We start from the raw sequence: 15,663 nt of genomic DNA on the forward strand, positions 1-15,663 counted from the left end.
GTTACACAGAATTACAGACAGGCTCTTCTGCTTCGGATAAATTTAGCAACGGCTTGTAACGCCTCATCCGCTTCAGGTATCTTTCCCACCGATGACTGAAATACATGCCAGAGCCCGTCCCATATCTCAAGCTCAACTTGCATCCCAGCCTTTTTAGCATATCGGGAGAGGCGTAATGCATCATCGCGCAATAACTCCTCGCTTCCCACCTGAATAAATACGGGAGGAAGTCCAGACAAATCACCAAACAGGGGAGAGACAAGAGGATCGCTTCGTTCACTGTCCGAACAGTAGTATTTCACGGTCATTATCAGGTCTTCTATGCAAAGCAGCGGATCAAGATCCTTACACAGCGTTATGCTCTTACCTGAAAGTGTGAAATCCAACATGGGTGATAGCAGAACAGACGAGTCCGGCAAAGGATCTTGATGCTGTTTTAACAAGAGTAAAAGCGACATGACCAGACCACCACCACTGGAGTCTCCCGCGAGGATAATGTCCTCTGCTGAATAACCATTAGCAAGCAGCCATAAATAGGCCTGATGACAATTTAATAAGGCCGCAGGAAATCGATTTTCTGGCGCCAGAGGATATTCCAGTACCAGAGTTCGGCAACCAGAATATTGTGCGAGATAGGCAGCGAGTTTTCTGTGAGTCAGACACGAACCCTGAGAATTTCCACCTCCGTGGAAATAGAGAATAATCCTGGTATTTATCGAATCTGGATATGAAATCCACTCCGCGGTCACCTCTGTGTCGTTAACAGTATCGATACATACACCCGCAGGTAGCGTTGCCTTTGTGGCTGCAGACTCCCAGACCTGGCGCTGAATGGAGAGTGGAGTATGCAAAAGAAAATGAATATTCTCATCATGATTTTCAAACAGTTTCGCTTTATAATCTTTTGCTCCGTTACTCAGCATGTTCATTCCTTTAGCTGCTTACGCCAGAAATAATAATTGTCGGTAGTGCTTTTTTTTACATTTTAATAGGCATTAATTTATTTACTCATTCATACACAATCTGAGAAATACGCCACATTATAAGTTTATTAAAATTGTTCAGTTTTTTTTTATCTTTCTCTACTAACTGACAAATAGCTTACTTTTTCAACGACGCTGGTGATAAGGGTTTTCCCGCAAAACAAGCAGACCTGCGCTCAGGCAAGTGATGCGAGAGAGCGTGGGGCAGGCAAAATCCCTGGCAATGATTTTTTTCTGGCGGAGAGGGTGAGGGGACTTTGACGGGAAGCTAGTGCTAGTTCCCCAAAAGCAAAAACCCGCCTTTTGGGCGGGTTCTTTAAATAGTGGTGCCCGGACTCGGAATCGAACCAAGGACACGGGGATTTTCAATCCCCTGCTCTACCGACTGAGCTATCCGGGCAACGGGGCGCATTAAACCTGATTCGCCGCACCTCGTCAACGAAATTTATCTGTTTCGCAGCAGACTGAACAATCTATCACCACATTGCGTCAAAAGCACGCATCTTCAGGCGAAAAACGCCGTCCAGGCCACTGAAATCGGCATCGCCAGCACCAGGGCCGGCAGCATATTCACCACGGCGAACATTTTAATTCCGCAGATGCGCAGACCGGTCGCGACCAGCAGCATACCGCCGACGGCGGTGAAATCCGCCATCATCATCGGCGTGGTTAACGGCATAATCAGCGACGCGCAGGCCGCCAGCGCCAGCTGGATGGCCAGCATCGGTACGCAAATGGCCGAGACGGCCAGCCCCAGGGTGCAGGCGAAGATAGTGGCGGTAAAGAAGTCGAGAAACGCTTTGGCAATGAGAATGCTGGCGTCGCCGGTCATTCCTTCGCGCATCGCGCCGAAAATCCCGGTTCCGCTGGCGCAGAACAGCACGATTATCGCGACGTAGCTTTGAATATAGGACTCATGCGCTGAGACCTTTTTCTGCCCCTTTTTGGGCGAAAGCAGCTGCTGGAGCTTACTGACCAGCGTATTAATGCCTTTCTCCATGTTGCACACTTCGCCGAGCAGCGCGCCCACCAGCGTTGAAAGCACCATCACCGGCAGGTTGGCGCATTTGATCACCAGCAGAATGCCGATGCCCAGCGACGCGAGGCCAAAAATAGAGGTCATTGATGTACGAATCCGTTCCGGCAATCTTTGACTTAAGAGTGCGCCGAGTACGCCGCCCAAAAGGACCGCGCCGGCGTTAATAAATGGCCCTGTAACCACAGCATGACTCCTGTTAATTATCCCTAATGACTGCATTATTATGACGCTAAACGGGCCAAAAGGCTTGCGCATCCGTGGTATGGCTGCATACGTAATTCATCTTGCGCGGTAGATTTAAAGGTGACATGATTGCGCGAATTTTCTCCTCTCCTGAATGAGGCCGCCGTGATGACGACATCGCCGCTACATCGCCGTTGCCGCTGCGTACAGATGCGCAGGCAGCCTCGTCTTGCTACCCTTACACTGCAACTTCTGCCCACCATGCGGTGAGCGTAACGCAGGCTCACTGCAGGACAACAGTAAGATCGGACGCGGTCTGCTTTTACTGATGTCTGGCGGTCGGAGCTGGGATCCAGCCAGACCCTGACATTTCGTTGGCCAGAGCCCAGACGCCCTGGCCGAAGCCTTTTACTCTCCGGAAACGGGTATTCGCGCTCATGAAATCAATGCACATTGCCGCCAGCCGCGAGCTGGTATCCCGCCTGTCCACCCACCGTCGCGTGGTGGCCCTGGACAGTACAGATTTTACCGATGTGGCGGCAGTCGTCATTACCGTAGCGGACAGCCGCAGCGGCATCCTTGCGTTACTGAAACGCACCGGGTTCAACCTGCCGGTTTATCTGTTCAGTGACGCTGACCACGAAAAACCAGAAGGCGTGACGGCCATCGTTAGCGGCAAAGAGCAGGAGTGGCTCGAACTGGAAGCCGCCGCCTGCGGCTATGAAGAGAACCTGCTGCCGCCGTTCTTCGATACGCTGACCCAATACGTTGAGATGGATAACAGCACCTTCGCGTGCCCGGGCCATCAGCACGGCGCCTTCTTTAAGAAGCATCCGGCGGGACGGCAGTTTTTCGACTTCTTTGGTGAAAACGTCTTTCGCGCCGACATGTGCAACGCCGACGTTAAGCTTGGCGATCTGCTGATTCATGAAGGGTCTGCCAAACACGCGCAGAAGTTTGCGGCGAAGGTCTTCAACGCCGATAAAACCTACTTCGTCCTTAACGGCACCTCTGCGGCGAACAAAGTGGTGACCAACGCGCTGCTGACGCGCGGCGATCTGGTACTGTTTGACCGTAACAACCATAAATCCAATCATCATGGCGCGCTGATTCAGGCCGGCGCAACGCCGGTTTATCTCGAAGCGTCGCGCAATCCGTTCGGTTTTATTGGCGGTATCGACGATCGCTGCTTCGATGAGAAATACCTGCGCGAACTGATACGCGAGACGGCGCCGGAAAAAGCCGATGCGCCGCGCCCGTTCCGCCTGGCGGTGATTCAGCTCGGTACTTATGATGGGACGGTGTACAACGCCCGCCAGGTGGTCGATAAAATCGGCGGTCTGTGCGACTACATCCTGTTTGACTCGGCCTGGGTCGGCTACGAGCAGTTTATCCCGATGATGGCCGACTGTTCGCCGCTGCTGCTGGACCTGACGCCGGACGACCCGGGCATTTTTGTCACTCAGTCGGTGCACAAACAGCAGGCCGGTTTTTCGCAAACGTCGCAGATCCATAAAAAAGATAACCACCTGCGCGGACAGGAACGTTTTTGCCCGCATAAGCGGCTCAACAACGCCTTTATGCTGCACGCCTCGACCAGCCCGTTTTATCCGCTGTTCGCCGCTCTGGACGTGAATGCCAAAATTCACGAAGGAGAGAGCGGGCGCCGCCTGTGGGCGGAGTGCGTGGCGCTGGGTATCGAAGCGCGCAAGGCGATTATCGCCAACTGCAAAATGATCCAGCCGTTTATTCCACCGGTGGTGGCGGGGCGTCCGTGGCAGGATCATCCCACTGAAGCCATCGCCCGCGAACGGCGCTTCTTTAGCTTTGAGCCGGGCGCGCGCTGGCACGGCTTCGAAGGCTATGCCAGCGATCAGTATTTCGTTGACCCCTGTAAACTGCTGCTGACGACGCCGGGGATCGATGCGGAGAGCGGAAAATATACCGATTTTGGTATCCCGGCGACCATTCTGGCCCACTACCTGCGCGAAAACGGCATCGTGCCGGAGAAGTGCGATCTGAACTCCATTCTGTTCCTGCTGACGCCCGCAGAGAGCGCCGAGAAGCTGGCGCAGCTGGTGGCGATGCTCGCCCAGTTTGAGCAGCATATTGAATCCGACACCCCGCTGGCCGACGTTCTGCCGACCATCTTTAATAAATATCCGGTGCGCTATCGGGATTACACCATCCGCGAGCTGTGCCAGGAAATGCATAACCTGTACGTCAGCTTTGACGTGAAGGATTTGCAAAAAGAGATGTTCCGCAAGAGGAGCTTCCCGCGCGCGGTGATGAACCCGCAGGACGCCAACCGCGAGTTTATTCGCGGTAACGTTGAACTGGTGCGCTTAAGCGAAGCCGAAGGGCGCATTGCGGCGGAGGGCGCGCTGCCGTATCCACCGGGCGTGCTGTGCGTCGTGCCTGGCGAAATCTGGGGCGGGGCGGTGCTGCGCTATTTTCTGGCGCTGGAGGAAGGCGTCAATATGCTGCCGGGCTTCTCGCCGGAGCTCCAGGGGGTCTACAGCGAAACGGACCCTGACGGCATTAAGCGGCTATATGGCTATGTGCTGAAAGCATAAAAAACGCGCCCCGTTGATAACACCGGGGCGCGTTTTTTTATTCGTAAATCTGGGGTAAGCCGTTTATTTAATGTGCGACGGTCTGCGCCCCGGTTGGTACGCGGACGTGCTTGTACTTAAACAGCGCCACAAAGGCAAAAGCCAGAACCAGCGAATAGCCGGCGAAAATCAGCCATACGGTTTGCCAGTCGGTAATCCCTTCGACGGTAAAGTGCTCCACCACTTTGCCGCTCACCATCCCGCCAAGTATGCAGCCGAAGCCGTTAGTCATCATCAGGAACATACCCTGGGCGCTGGCGCGGATTTCCGGACGAACCTCTTTTTCCACAAACACCGAACCCGAGATGTTGAAGAAGTCGAAGGCGCAGCCATAAACGATCATCGACAGCACCAGCAGCACGGTGCCGAACGGGGTCGGGTCGCCGTAAGCGAACAGGCCGAAGCGCAGCATCCACGCCACGATACTAATCAGCATCACGTTTTTGATGCCGTAGCGGCTGAGGAAGAACGGGATGGTCAGGATGAACAGGGTTTCCGAGATCTGCGAAATCGACATCATCACCGAGGCGTGCTGCACGATAAAGCTGCTGGCGAACAGCGGATCTTTATCAAAGCTGTGCAGGAAGGTGTTGCCGAACATATTGGTGATTTGCAGTTCGGCGCCCAGCATCATCGAGAAAATAAAGAAGATCGCCATACGTTTGTTTTTAAACAGCGCGAAGGCATCAAGGCCCAGCATGGCGGTCCAGCTCTGGTTTTTCTGCTGATTAGCCACCGGAATATGCGGCAGCGTCAGGGTGAAGAGCACCAGCAGCAAGGAGAGCGCCGCGCCGATATAGAGCTGCATATGGCTCAGTTCAAAGCCGGAGAAGCTGACGCCCCACATGGCGAGGATAAAACCAATGGTGCCCCAGATACGAATCGGCGGGAAATCGGTCACGATATCCATATCCGCAGACTGTAGGCGGTAGTACGAAATGGTGTTAATCAGCCCCAGCGTTGGCATATAGGCCAGCGAGTTGAGCAGGATGACGAGGAACATTTCCCCCGGCGTGGTGACCTGGGCGGCGAGCCACAGCGTCAGCGCGCCGACCAGATGGCAAATGGCATAAACCCACTTGGCGCTGATCCATTTATCGGCAACGATACCGAGCAGCGTCGGCATAAACACTGCGGCGATACCGAGTGAGCTATAGACCGCTCCGATGGCCGCACCGTCGAACTTGAGGGTGACGAACATATACGAGCCGAGCGTGGTCAGCCAGCTTCCCCAGAGGCAGAACTGCAGGAACGACAGTACTTTGAGCTGCAGCTTAAGATTCATGTTTTGATCCTCACGGATATAGAATTGTTTTGTGTTTTAAATAACATTTATGGCGTTATTTTGGTTGGATTCTATCATTTATGCTATGGATGCTTTTGTTAACTGCCGCAGAAAATCGCAAAACAGTTGCGCAACTCTATTGTGTATAGCAGAAGGAAGGCGCCCTTGAGGAAACAAGGGCGCTGGAGGGAGATTACCTGCGGCGGTAGCCTTTCTGCGCCGAGTTAACCTTATACAGATAACGACGCGACTCGGCGGAGGGGTGACGGCTGGTGATGGTCTGATAAACATCTCCCGGCGTCATGTTGTTGATGATATTCGCCGCCTGAACCTTATCGCTGGAGAAGACCCGCAGTACGCTGCCCGCGCCGCCGTTATAGGCGGTGATGACCGCATAGCGACGCGAGGTCGGGTTGGTGATGCCGGACAAATAGACGTTGTTCAGCATCGCCAGATAGGCGGTGCCGGTGTCGATGTTATTGACCGGATCGAACAGATAGCTGCGGCTCGGCAGGCCTGATTTGCCCTGCGAACGGAATACGTCCTTCCCGGCGCTGTGCTGCACCACCTGCATCAGCCCCAGCGCGTCGGCGTGGCTGACCGCATAGGGGTTAAAGGAAGATTCGGTTTGCATAATTGCCAGGATCAGCGATTCATCAACGCCGTATTTGCGCGATGCCTGACGGACCATGCCAATGTATTTATGCGCGCGTTTGTCGAGGTGGTTCGGCACCAGGTTGATGGTGATGCTGTAGATCATGCGCGGGCCGTTACTGCGGCTTTTCAGGCGCGTTTGCAGCAGATAGTCGGCGAAGCGCGAGGCGCGCCACTCCCAGCGAATCGACTCGCCGGTGTTATCCACCACCTGACCGTACAGGAACGGCTCTTTTGAAATCTGAATATCATCGACGTCGGAATAGAGGTCGATGGAGTTTGGGTCGTCGCCCATCAGCAGGGTTTTAATAATCGCCTGGCGCAGGCGCCCGGCCGGGTCGGTGCCGGCGATGGTTTCGACGGTAATCGTCCCCGCATCAAAGTTGATATGGCTACGGGTCTGATACTGGTCGGTGTATTTGACGTAGTCCTTCGGCCCGGCGAGCAGAACTTCGTTATAACCCCAAATATTCTCGATGTTATGGGCGAACTGGCCCATCAGAATGTCAAAGCCGTTGGTGTCCTTTACCCACGCCTCGTTGTACTCGGCGCCTTTTTTGGTTGAGCTGGAACACGAAACGAGCAAAGGCGCAATCAGCGCTAGCGCTAAGTATTTTTTCATCATTCCGGGAGTGCGTGTTGTGTTTATTGTTGTAAAGGGCCGTCAGGCCCTTACTGTTTTTCTGGCGGCGTGTAGCCTTCGATGTGCACGTCTTTACCTTCAAACAGGAACTGAACCATCTCCTGCTCCAGCAGTTTGCGATGCTCCGGGTTCATCATGCTGAGTTTTTTCTCGTTGATCAGCATCGTCTGCTTATGCTGCCACTGGGCCCAGGCTTCTTTGGAGATTTCGTTATAGATGCGTTTGCCCAGCTCGCCCGGGTACAGCTGAAAATCCTGGCCCTCGGCTTCACGCTGTAGGAAAGTACAAAAAATCGTTCTGCTCATTCTTAATCCTCTTTAATCGCCAGAAAGCTAAACCGGTGCTCCGGCTTTTAACTGTTGCAACAAGCGCTCCACGGGAGCCGCCAGACCGACGGACGGCGGCTGCGCTAAGTTATACCAGAGTGCGCCCCCTTCATCCATGCATGCGCCGGATGAGTGCACTGTAAGCCACATCGGCACAATATCCAGATGGAAATGGCTGAAAGTGTGGCGGAACGCGGTTAATTGCGTCAGATTATCGGTCTTAATCTGACGCTGGGCCAGCCACGCCCGCAGCGCATCTTCATCCTCAAACTGCGGGAAGCAGAACAAACCGCCCCATAAGCCCACCGGCGGACGCTGGGAGAGGAACACCTCGTCGCCGTGCTGCATCAGCAGGAAATAGCCGGTACGCTCGGGGATCGTCTGTTTCGGTTTTTTGCCTGGGTATTGAGCCCATGAATGATTTGCGTAAGCCACGCAGCCGTTATTCAGCGGACAGAGCTCGCATTTTGGCTTAGAGCGGGTACACACCATCGCCCCGAGGTCCATCATGGCCTGGTTAAAACGCTCGACGCCTTTGGCCGGCGTGACGTCCTCGGCGATCTCCCACAGGCGTTTCTCAACCTCTTTTTTCCCCGGCCAACCGCTGACAGCATAGCAGCGCGCGAGCACGCGCTTCACGTTACCGTCGAGAATCGGATAATGCTGACCGAGAGAAAGGGATAAAATCGCGCCGGCGGTAGAGCGGCCCACGCCCGGCAGCGCGGCGACTTCATCGAAGGTCTGTGGGAATTTGCCGTCGTGCAGCGTGGCCACCTGCTGCGCCGCTTTATGTAAATTGCGCGCGCGGGCGTAATAGCCCAGGCCGGTCCACAGATGCAGGACTTCATCGAGGGGCGCGTTCGCCAGGTCGGTAATCGTTGGGAAACGCGCCATAAAGCGTTCAAAATAGGGGATGACTGTCGCCACTTGTGTTTGTTGCAACATCACCTCGGAGAGCCATACTTTGTAGGGCGTCTTGCCGATTTGCCAGGGCAGGGTTTTACGCCCGTATTTGTCGTACCAGTCCAGCATCTGGGCTGAAAATTGCGCGGCGAGAAAAGTCAAAGCTACGGCTCCGGGATAGCGATTATAAGGTGGCAGATTGCAGCACAAGGGCGAGAGGCTGTAAACCCTTGCATCCGCCGGGTAACTTTGGATAATGCCCGTTTTCCGAACACTCTCACAAGCAGACTTAACTTTTATGAAAAACGACGTCATATCTCCGGAATTCGATGAAAACGGCCGTCCGCTGCGCCGTATTCGCAGCTTCGTCCGTCGTCAGGGCCGCCTGACCAAAGGTCAGCAGCACGCGCTGGACAATATTTGGCCGGTGATGGGCGTTGAATTTAACGATGCGCCACTCGATTTCGCCGCGCTGTTTGGCCGTGAGGCGCCGGTCACGCTGGAGATCGGTTTCGGTATGGGCGCTTCGCTGGTGGCGATGGCGAAAGAGAAGCCGCAGCAGAATTTCCTCGGCATTGAAGTGCACTCGCCGGGCGTCGGCGCCTGCCTGGCGTCCGCCGAAGAAGAGGGCGTGCAGAACCTGCGCGTCATGTGCCACGATGCGGTGGAAGTGCTGCATACGATGATTCCGGATAACTCCCTGAGCATGGTGCAGCTGTTTTTCCCTGACCCGTGGCACAAAGCGCGTCATAATAAGCGCCGTATCGTTCAGCCGCCTTTTGCCGAACTGGTGAAAAGTAAACTGAAGCTGGGCGGCGTCTTCCATATGGCGACCGACTGGGAGCAATATGCCGAGCATATGCTGGAAGTGATGTCCTCGCTTGAAGGGTATCGTAACCGGTCTGAAAGCAACGACTATGTGCCGCGCCCGGAATCGCGCCCGGTAACCAAATTTGAACAGCGTGGCCATCGTCTTGGCCACGGCGTATGGGACTTAATGTTCGAGAGGGTGAAATAATGGCAACGAATCGTAGCCGTCGTCTGCGTAAAAAAATGCATATCGACGAGTTTCAGGAAGTGGGTTTTTCCGTCGCGTGGCGTTTCGCGGATGGAACCAGCGAAGAGCAGATCGACCAGACCGTTAACGATCTGATTGATGAAGTGATTGAGCCTAATAAGCTGGCCTTTGACGGCAGCGGTTATCTTTCCTGGGAAGGCCTGATCTGCCTGCAGGAAATCGGCAAATGCACCGAGGAACACCAGGCCATCGTACGTAAATGGCTGGAAGACCGCGGGCTTGCCGATGTACGCACCAGCGAACTTTTTGATATCTGGTGGGACTAAGTTTGACAAGGGTCGGCAACTGCCGGCCCGTTTTGTCTGAAGGGAGTTAAATGATGCGCAAAACGCTGTTGGCATTGGCGCTTTCCGTCACCGCTTTGTCCGCGCATGCGGACTACCAGTGTAGCGTCACGCCGCGTGACGATGTCATCCTCAGCCCGCAGCAGGTGCAGGTAAAAGGCGAAAACGGCGATCTGGTGATTAAGCCGGACGGCAACCTGACCTTTAACGGTAAAGCGTATTCCCTGAACGCCGCTCAGCGCGAGCAGGCTCAGGACTATCAGGCTGGCCTGCGCAGCAGCCTGCCGTGGATTGATGAAGGCGCCCGCACGCGGGTAGAAAAAGGCCGCGCCGCGCTGGATAAAATTATTACCGAACAGGTGGGGGCCAGCAGCAGCATGCATAGCCGCCTGACCAAGCTTGATGCGCAGCTGAAAGCGCAAATGAGCCGCATAATTGAACATCGTAACGATGGCCTGACCTTCCACTATAAAGCCATCGATCAGGTGCGCGCCGACGGCCAGCAGCTGGTAAATCAGGCGATGGGCGGCATTCTGCAGGATAGCATCAACGAGATGGGGGCGAAGGCGGTTCTTAAAGGCGGCGGTAACCCGCTGCAGGGGATCCTCGGCAGCCTTGGCGGCCTGCAAACGGCCATTCAGGATGAATGGAAAAACCAGGAAGCCGATTTCCAGCAGTTTGGTAAGGATGTCTGCAGCCGCGTGGTCTCCCTTGAGGAGAGCCGCAAAGCGCTGGTGGGGTCGTTAAAGTAAGTTTTATTTCGCTACCTGCGCCCGCAGGTAGCGATTATGGTCAGTCGATCACATCAGCCCCAGCAGCTGCGGAATAAACAGCGAGATCTGCGGGATATAGACAATCATCATCAGCGCGATCAGCAGGGCGGCGTAGAACGGTAGCAGCGGTTTGATGAGCTGCTGAATTTTAACGCCGGAAATGGAGCAGCCAACGAACAGCGCGCTGCCTACCGGCGGCGTCAGCAGACCGATGCACAGGTTGGCGACCATCATGATGCCGAAATGCACCGGGTCCATCCCTAAATCCTGCGCGATGGGCAGGAATATCGGCGTGAAAATCAGCACCGCCGGGGTCATGTCCATAAAAATCCCAACGATTAACAGCACGATATTAATCAGCAGCAGTATCACCACCGGGTTTTCTGACACCCCCATTAGCGCATCGCTTATCATGTAGGGAATGTCGGCGTTGGTCATCGCCCACGACATGCCGACGGAAAAGCCGATCAGCAGCAGCACGATAGAGGTCATCACCACCGATTCAAGGATCAGCTTCGGCAGATCGCGCCATTTCACTTCCCGATAAATGAGCACCGACAGGATAAAGGTGTAGACCACGGCGATAGCCGACGCTTCGGTAGCGGTAAAAATGCCGCCGAGGATCCCGCCCATCACAATAATCACCAGCAGCAGGCTGGGCAGGGCGTCGAAAAACGCTTTTGCCGCCTGGGCGCAGGTGGGGCGTTCAGAAACCGGATAGCCGCGACGTTTAGCAATGACGGCACAGACCACCATAATAGCCAGGCCCATCAGAATGCCCGGCAGATAGCCGGCCATAAACAGCGACGCGACCGACACGCCGCCCGCCGTCAGGGAAAAGACGATCAGCACGTTTGACGGCGGAATAAGCAGGCCCGTGATGCACGACGAGACGTTCACCGCCGTGGAGAAAGCCGGATCGTAGCCTTTCTGCGTCTGAATGGGGTTCAGCGTGCCCCCTACCGCGGCGGCGGCGGCGACCGCCGAGCCTGAAATCGAGCCGAACATCATGTTTGCCAGCACGTTGACGTGGCCCAGAGAGCCCGGTACGCGTCCGACCATCACCTGAGCCAGATTGATTAAGCGTATGGCAATCCCGCCGCTGTTCATCAGCGTACCGGCAAAGATAAAGAATGGAATCGCCAGCAGGGCGAAGTTATCGAGGCCGTTCGCCAGGCGCTGAGAAACGGTAATCACCGCGATATCCCACGGGAACATCAGCAGCATTGAACCGACGGTGGCGATGCCGATAGAGAAGGAGATAGGTACGCCAATAAAAACCAGAATAAAGAAAGAGCCAAATAGCATCAGTGCGATATAGCTGTCCATCAATTTGCCCCCGCTTCAGCGTGCTTCATGTTTTTTAGCCCGTTGCTGACAAAACATACTGCGTAAAACATCATAATGAGGCCGGTTAACGGCAGGATCAGATAGACGTAGCCCATGGGGATCTGCATTGCCGCTGAGACCTGGGAGGTCGACAGCGTTTTTTCGATCAGCTTCACGCCGCCGGTCACAATCACCGATCCGGCAAAAATAAAGATCAGCAGATTAATGATGACGCTGAGCAGCGCCTGCCTGCGGGGAGGGAGCGTCATCGCCAGTAAGTCGATAGCCAGATGACGCTGGGCGCCGACGGTATATGCCGCACCCAGTAGCCCGACCCAGATCATCAAAAAGCGCGCCAGCTCGTCGGTCAGGGTGCTGGGCTGGTTGAGTACGTAGCGGCTGAACACCTGCCAGACGACGCAAACAACCAGCGCAATCATAACGGCGACGGAGAATGCGGCGATCGTGCGGTCCACCGCCAGCTTTATGCGGTTAAGTATCATCATTGTTTTCCCGATGAAAGCGGGCCAGCGGCTGGCCCGCTAAGTGTTATTCGGCGGCAGCTTCAAATTTGGCCAGCAGGGCGGCCTGCTTCGGATCTTTTTTGAACTCATCAAACAGCGGCTGCACGGCGGCGCGGAACGGCGCTTTATCCACTTTGATAATTTCGCCGCCCATGGCTTTGGCCTGCGCGCGGGTGTCGGCGTCGATCTTGTCCCACAGTTTTTGCTGATACGCTTCGGAAGCTTTCGCCGCCTTGATCAGGATTTGCTGCTGATCCGGCGTCAATTTGTCCCAGGTTTTACTGGAAATAACGAGGAAATCCGGGATGGAGGCATGTTCATCTTCTGAGAACACTTTCGCGATTTCGATATGGCGCGTTTGCACCCAGGAAGGCACGTTGTTCTCCGCGCCGTCCACCACGCCCTGCTGCATGGCGGTATAAACTTCACCAAAGGAAATAGGGGTTGGCGAACCGCCCATTAATTCGACCATTTTTAAGGTTGTCGGGCTGGCCTGGACGCGGATCTTCAATCCTTTTAAATCTTCCGGTTTAGTGATGGGCTTTTTGGCGTAAAAACTGCGGGTCCCGGCAACATAGGCGGAAAGCGCAAAGAATCCTTTATCTTTCGTGGACTCCATAATTTCCTTGCCCACGTCACCAAAGACGACTTTATTGAAGTGATTCTGATCTTTAAACAGGAACGGTAAATTATATATCGCGTAGACGTTATCGAATGATTCCAGATCGCTGGCGGAACCTTTGGTCATATCCAGCGCGCCGTTTTGTAATAGCTCCATCGTTTCGCGCGCGCTGCCCATCTGGCTACTGGGATATATACGAATCTTCATATCACCGTTGGAAAGTTGGTTAACCTCTTTGGACATCGCCTCAAAGGCCTGATGGACAACGTGGCTACGTTCGAGGTTATGTGCCAGTTTTAACGTGACTTTTTCAGCTGCGCTGGCGCCGGAAGCGAGCAGGGCAAGCAGAGATACACACGCCAGAGAACGAGAAAAAGAGAGTTTTTTCATGAGTCGGCTCCATGCACTTAGGGTAATTGGTCAATATCTTAAGGGGTATTCTTTGTTTCTGTATGACATATTATCTTTGTTGTCGTACATCTTTAAGCTGTCTGACTCACACTTTTTCGCAATCAGGCGATCAAATACGTATTTTTGTGCGGTAGGTTATATTTATTTTTAATAAATGAATGTGAATTTATTTTTATTGGAAATGTTGAACTGAGATGATTCGGAAATAACGATATTAATATTTCGGGAAAAGCGAATAATTAATTATCCCGTTATTTTTATAACGGGATAAGCATAGCGAGGTTTATTCGCTGAGGAATAATTCGAGAAGGGAGTTCAAAAAGAGCTTACCGTGCTCGGTAATCTGCCAGCAGCGCTCATCTTCCGTCAGATAGCCCTCAGCAATGGCGGCATCGATTTGCGGACGGATTGTACGCTCATCAAGCCCGGTGTAGCGGCTAAATTCATCTCGCGGCGCCGCTTCCAGCAGGCGGAAACGGTTCATAAAGAACTCGAACGGCTTATCCGCATCTTCCACATCATGCTGGCGCTCCAGATAACGGCCTTCCATATAGCCGCGCGGGTGGCGGGTTTTCGCCGTCCGCAGAATGCGCCCGTCCGGGAAGGTCACTTTGCCGTGCGCGCCGCAGCCAATGCCCAGGTAGTCGCCAAAGCGCCAGTAGTTCAGGTTATGCTGGCACTGATACCCCGGCTTAGCGTAGGCGGAGGTTTCATATTGTTGATAGCCCGCCGCGCTGAGCAGGCTGTGCCCCTGCTCATAAATATCCCACAGCGCGTCGTCGTCCGGCAGGGGCGGCGGACGCGAGCCAAACAGGGTGTTTGGCTCAATGGTCAGCTGATACCAGGAGAGATGCGGCGGATTGAGCGCAATCGCCTGACGCAGGTCGTCCAGCGCCTCTTCCAGAGACTGATCCGGCAGACCGTGCATTAAATCGAGGTTAAAGCTGCGCTGTCCCAGACCGCTTGCCAGGTTTGCCGCGCGTTTGGCTTCCTGTGGCCCGTGGATGCGCCCGAGACGCTGGAGCTTCTGTTCGCTAAAGCTCTGTACGCCGATGGAGATGCGATTAATACCCGCGCGCTGATACTCGACAAAACGATCCGCTTCTACGGTGCCGGGGTTGGCTTCCATCGTGATTTCCGCGTTGTCCGCCAGGGGAAGAGCTTCCCGCACGCCGTCGAGCAGGGTTTGCATCGCCGGGCCTGAGAGCAGGCTCGGCGTACCGCCGCCGATGAAAATAGTGCCGATTTCACGTCCCTGCGCATAGTGGGCGTCGGCCCGCAGATCGTTCAGCAGATGCTGAACGTAGTCGTCGTGCGGTACCTCGCCCTTCAACGCATGCGAGTTGAAATCGCAGTACGGGCATTTTTGCACGCACCACGGGATGTGAATATAGAGGCTCAGGGGCGGCAAATTAGCCATTACGTAAGGCTTCCAGTAACAGTTTGAGCGCGCGTCCGCGGTGGGAAATGGCGCTCTTTTCTTCACGGCTCAGCTCCGCTGCGGTTTTACCTTCCGTCGGAACAAAGAATATCGGGTCGTAACCAAAGCCGCCGCTGCCTGCGGCTTCGCGAGCGATGATGCCCGGCCAGCTGCCGTGGCAAACCAGCGGGGTGGGATCTTCCGCATGGCGCAGATAGACCAGCACGCAGTGGAATTGCGCCTGGCGCCGATCGTCAGGCACGTCGCGCAGCGCATCGAGCAGCTTTTCGAGATTGCGCTGGTCGGTCGCGTCTTCGCCGGAATAGCGGGCGGAATAGATGCCGGGCGCGCCGCCTAACGCATCGACGGCCAGACCTGAGTCATCGGCGATGGCCGGGAGGCCGGTAATCTGCGCGGCATGACGCGCTTTCAGAATGGCGTTTTCGATAAAGGTCAGGCCGGTTTCCTCTGCGGAATCCACGCCCAGTTCGGTTTGCGCCACGATATCGAGGCCAAAATCTGCCAGCAGCGAGGCCAGCTCGCGCACTTTCCCGGGATTGCCGGTGGCGAGAACAACTTTTTGCATATGAG

General features: G+C 54.9%; 15 protein-coding genes and 1 tRNA gene. 4 read left to right on the plus strand and 12 right to left on the minus strand.

Going from position 1 to position 15,663, the window contains the following annotated elements:
• Positions 1 to 11: 11 nt before the first annotated feature.
• The 3 genes from JLG71_RS03790 to JLG71_RS03800 all read right to left on the minus strand — a co-directional run bounded on the left by JLG71_RS03790 (position 12) and on the right by JLG71_RS03800 (position 2,205).
• The gene (locus tag JLG71_RS03790) at positions 12 to 923 is read right to left on the minus strand and encodes an alpha/beta hydrolase (RefSeq protein ID WP_064377968.1); all 912 of its coding nucleotides are present in this window, start codon (positions 921 to 923) and stop codon (positions 12 to 14) included.
• Between the two features lie 384 nt (positions 924 to 1,307).
• A tRNA-Phe gene (locus JLG71_RS03795) sits at positions 1,308 to 1,383 on the minus strand.
• 105 nt (positions 1,384 to 1,488) lie between these two features.
• Positions 1,489 to 2,205: a DUF554 domain-containing protein gene (locus JLG71_RS03800; protein WP_004135818.1), complete on the minus strand. Its 717-nt coding sequence runs from the start codon at positions 2,203 to 2,205 to the stop codon at positions 1,489 to 1,491.
• A 437-nt stretch (positions 2,206 to 2,642) separates the two neighbouring features.
• Here JLG71_RS03800 and JLG71_RS03805 point away from each other — a divergent pair, with 437 nt between their 5' ends.
• Complete coding sequence (locus tag JLG71_RS03805; RefSeq protein WP_014226846.1) at positions 2,643 to 4,781, plus strand: ornithine decarboxylase; 2,139 nt, start codon at positions 2,643 to 2,645, stop codon at positions 4,779 to 4,781.
• Positions 4,782 to 4,848: 67 nt separating this feature from the next.
• Here the strand turns inward: JLG71_RS03805 and JLG71_RS03810 are convergent, their stop codons facing one another.
• The 4 genes from JLG71_RS03810 to mutY all read right to left on the minus strand — a co-directional run bounded on the left by JLG71_RS03810 (position 4,849) and on the right by mutY (position 8,793).
• Positions 4,849 to 6,105 carry a nucleoside permease gene (locus tag JLG71_RS03810; RefSeq protein ID WP_009651814.1) on the minus strand — a complete coding sequence of 419 codons (1,257 nt, stop codon included), beginning with the start codon at positions 6,103 to 6,105 and terminating at the stop codon, positions 4,849 to 4,851.
• 193 nt (positions 6,106 to 6,298) lie between these two features.
• Positions 6,299 to 7,381 (minus strand): membrane-bound lytic murein transglycosylase MltC, encoded by a 1,083-nt coding sequence (mltC, locus tag JLG71_RS03815; RefSeq protein WP_014226844.1) that lies wholly within the window; start codon positions 7,379 to 7,381, stop codon positions 6,299 to 6,301.
• 50 nt (positions 7,382 to 7,431) lie between these two features.
• Positions 7,432 to 7,707 (minus strand): oxidative damage protection protein, encoded by a 276-nt coding sequence (locus JLG71_RS03820; protein ID WP_004854175.1) that lies wholly within the window; start codon positions 7,705 to 7,707, stop codon positions 7,432 to 7,434.
• Positions 7,708 to 7,734: 27 nt separating this feature from the next.
• A complete protein-coding gene (gene mutY, locus JLG71_RS03825) occupies positions 7,735 to 8,793 on the minus strand; it encodes an A/G-specific adenine glycosylase (protein ID WP_200913978.1) in 1,059 nt (352 codons plus the stop codon).
• A 136-nt stretch (positions 8,794 to 8,929) separates the two neighbouring features.
• On the opposite strand from mutY, the gene trmB reads away from it, so the two are divergent.
• The 3 genes from trmB to JLG71_RS03840 are packed head-to-tail and all read left to right on the plus strand — an operon-like array spanning position 8,930 to position 10,745.
• Positions 8,930 to 9,649 (plus strand): tRNA (guanosine(46)-N7)-methyltransferase TrmB, encoded by a 720-nt coding sequence (trmB, locus tag JLG71_RS03830; protein WP_004854170.1) that lies wholly within the window; start codon positions 8,930 to 8,932, stop codon positions 9,647 to 9,649.
• Positions 9,649 to 9,975, plus strand: coding sequence for a YggL family protein (locus JLG71_RS03835; RefSeq protein ID WP_004854168.1), 327 nt, complete (start codon positions 9,649 to 9,651; stop codon positions 9,973 to 9,975). The genes trmB and JLG71_RS03835 overlap by 1 nt, the downstream gene beginning before the upstream one ends.
• 50 nt (positions 9,976 to 10,025) lie before the next feature.
• Positions 10,026 to 10,745: a YggN family protein gene (locus JLG71_RS03840; RefSeq protein ID WP_009651812.1), complete on the plus strand. Its 720-nt coding sequence runs from the start codon at positions 10,026 to 10,028 to the stop codon at positions 10,743 to 10,745.
• A 48-nt stretch (positions 10,746 to 10,793) separates the two neighbouring features.
• On the opposite strand, the gene JLG71_RS03845 is transcribed toward JLG71_RS03840, so the two are convergent.
• The 5 genes from JLG71_RS03845 to JLG71_RS03865 all read right to left on the minus strand — a co-directional run bounded on the left by JLG71_RS03845 (position 10,794) and on the right by JLG71_RS03865 (position 15,658).
• The gene (locus JLG71_RS03845; protein ID WP_004105725.1) at positions 10,794 to 12,095 is read right to left on the minus strand and encodes a TRAP transporter large permease; all 1,302 of its coding nucleotides are present in this window, start codon (positions 12,093 to 12,095) and stop codon (positions 10,794 to 10,796) included.
• Positions 12,095 to 12,598 (minus strand): TRAP transporter small permease, encoded by a 504-nt coding sequence (locus JLG71_RS03850; RefSeq protein ID WP_014226842.1) that lies wholly within the window; start codon positions 12,596 to 12,598, stop codon positions 12,095 to 12,097. Before JLG71_RS03850 ends, JLG71_RS03845 begins: the two co-directional genes overlap by 1 nt.
• Before the next feature lie 46 nt (positions 12,599 to 12,644).
• A complete protein-coding gene (locus JLG71_RS03855) occupies positions 12,645 to 13,631 on the minus strand; it encodes a TRAP transporter substrate-binding protein (protein ID WP_014839537.1) in 987 nt (328 codons plus the stop codon).
• Positions 13,632 to 13,935: 304 nt separating this feature from the next.
• The gene (gene hemW, locus JLG71_RS03860; RefSeq protein WP_200913979.1) at positions 13,936 to 15,072 is read right to left on the minus strand and encodes a radical SAM family heme chaperone HemW; all 1,137 of its coding nucleotides are present in this window, start codon (positions 15,070 to 15,072) and stop codon (positions 13,936 to 13,938) included.
• Positions 15,065 to 15,658: an XTP/dITP diphosphatase gene (locus JLG71_RS03865; RefSeq protein ID WP_004854157.1), complete on the minus strand. Its 594-nt coding sequence runs from the start codon at positions 15,656 to 15,658 to the stop codon at positions 15,065 to 15,067. Before JLG71_RS03865 ends, hemW begins: the two co-directional genes overlap by 8 nt.
• Positions 15,659 to 15,663: the final 5 nt, after the last annotated feature.

The organism is Klebsiella michiganensis, assembly GCF_015139575.1.
Taxonomy (GTDB): domain Bacteria; phylum Pseudomonadota; class Gammaproteobacteria; order Enterobacterales; family Enterobacteriaceae; genus Klebsiella; species Klebsiella michiganensis.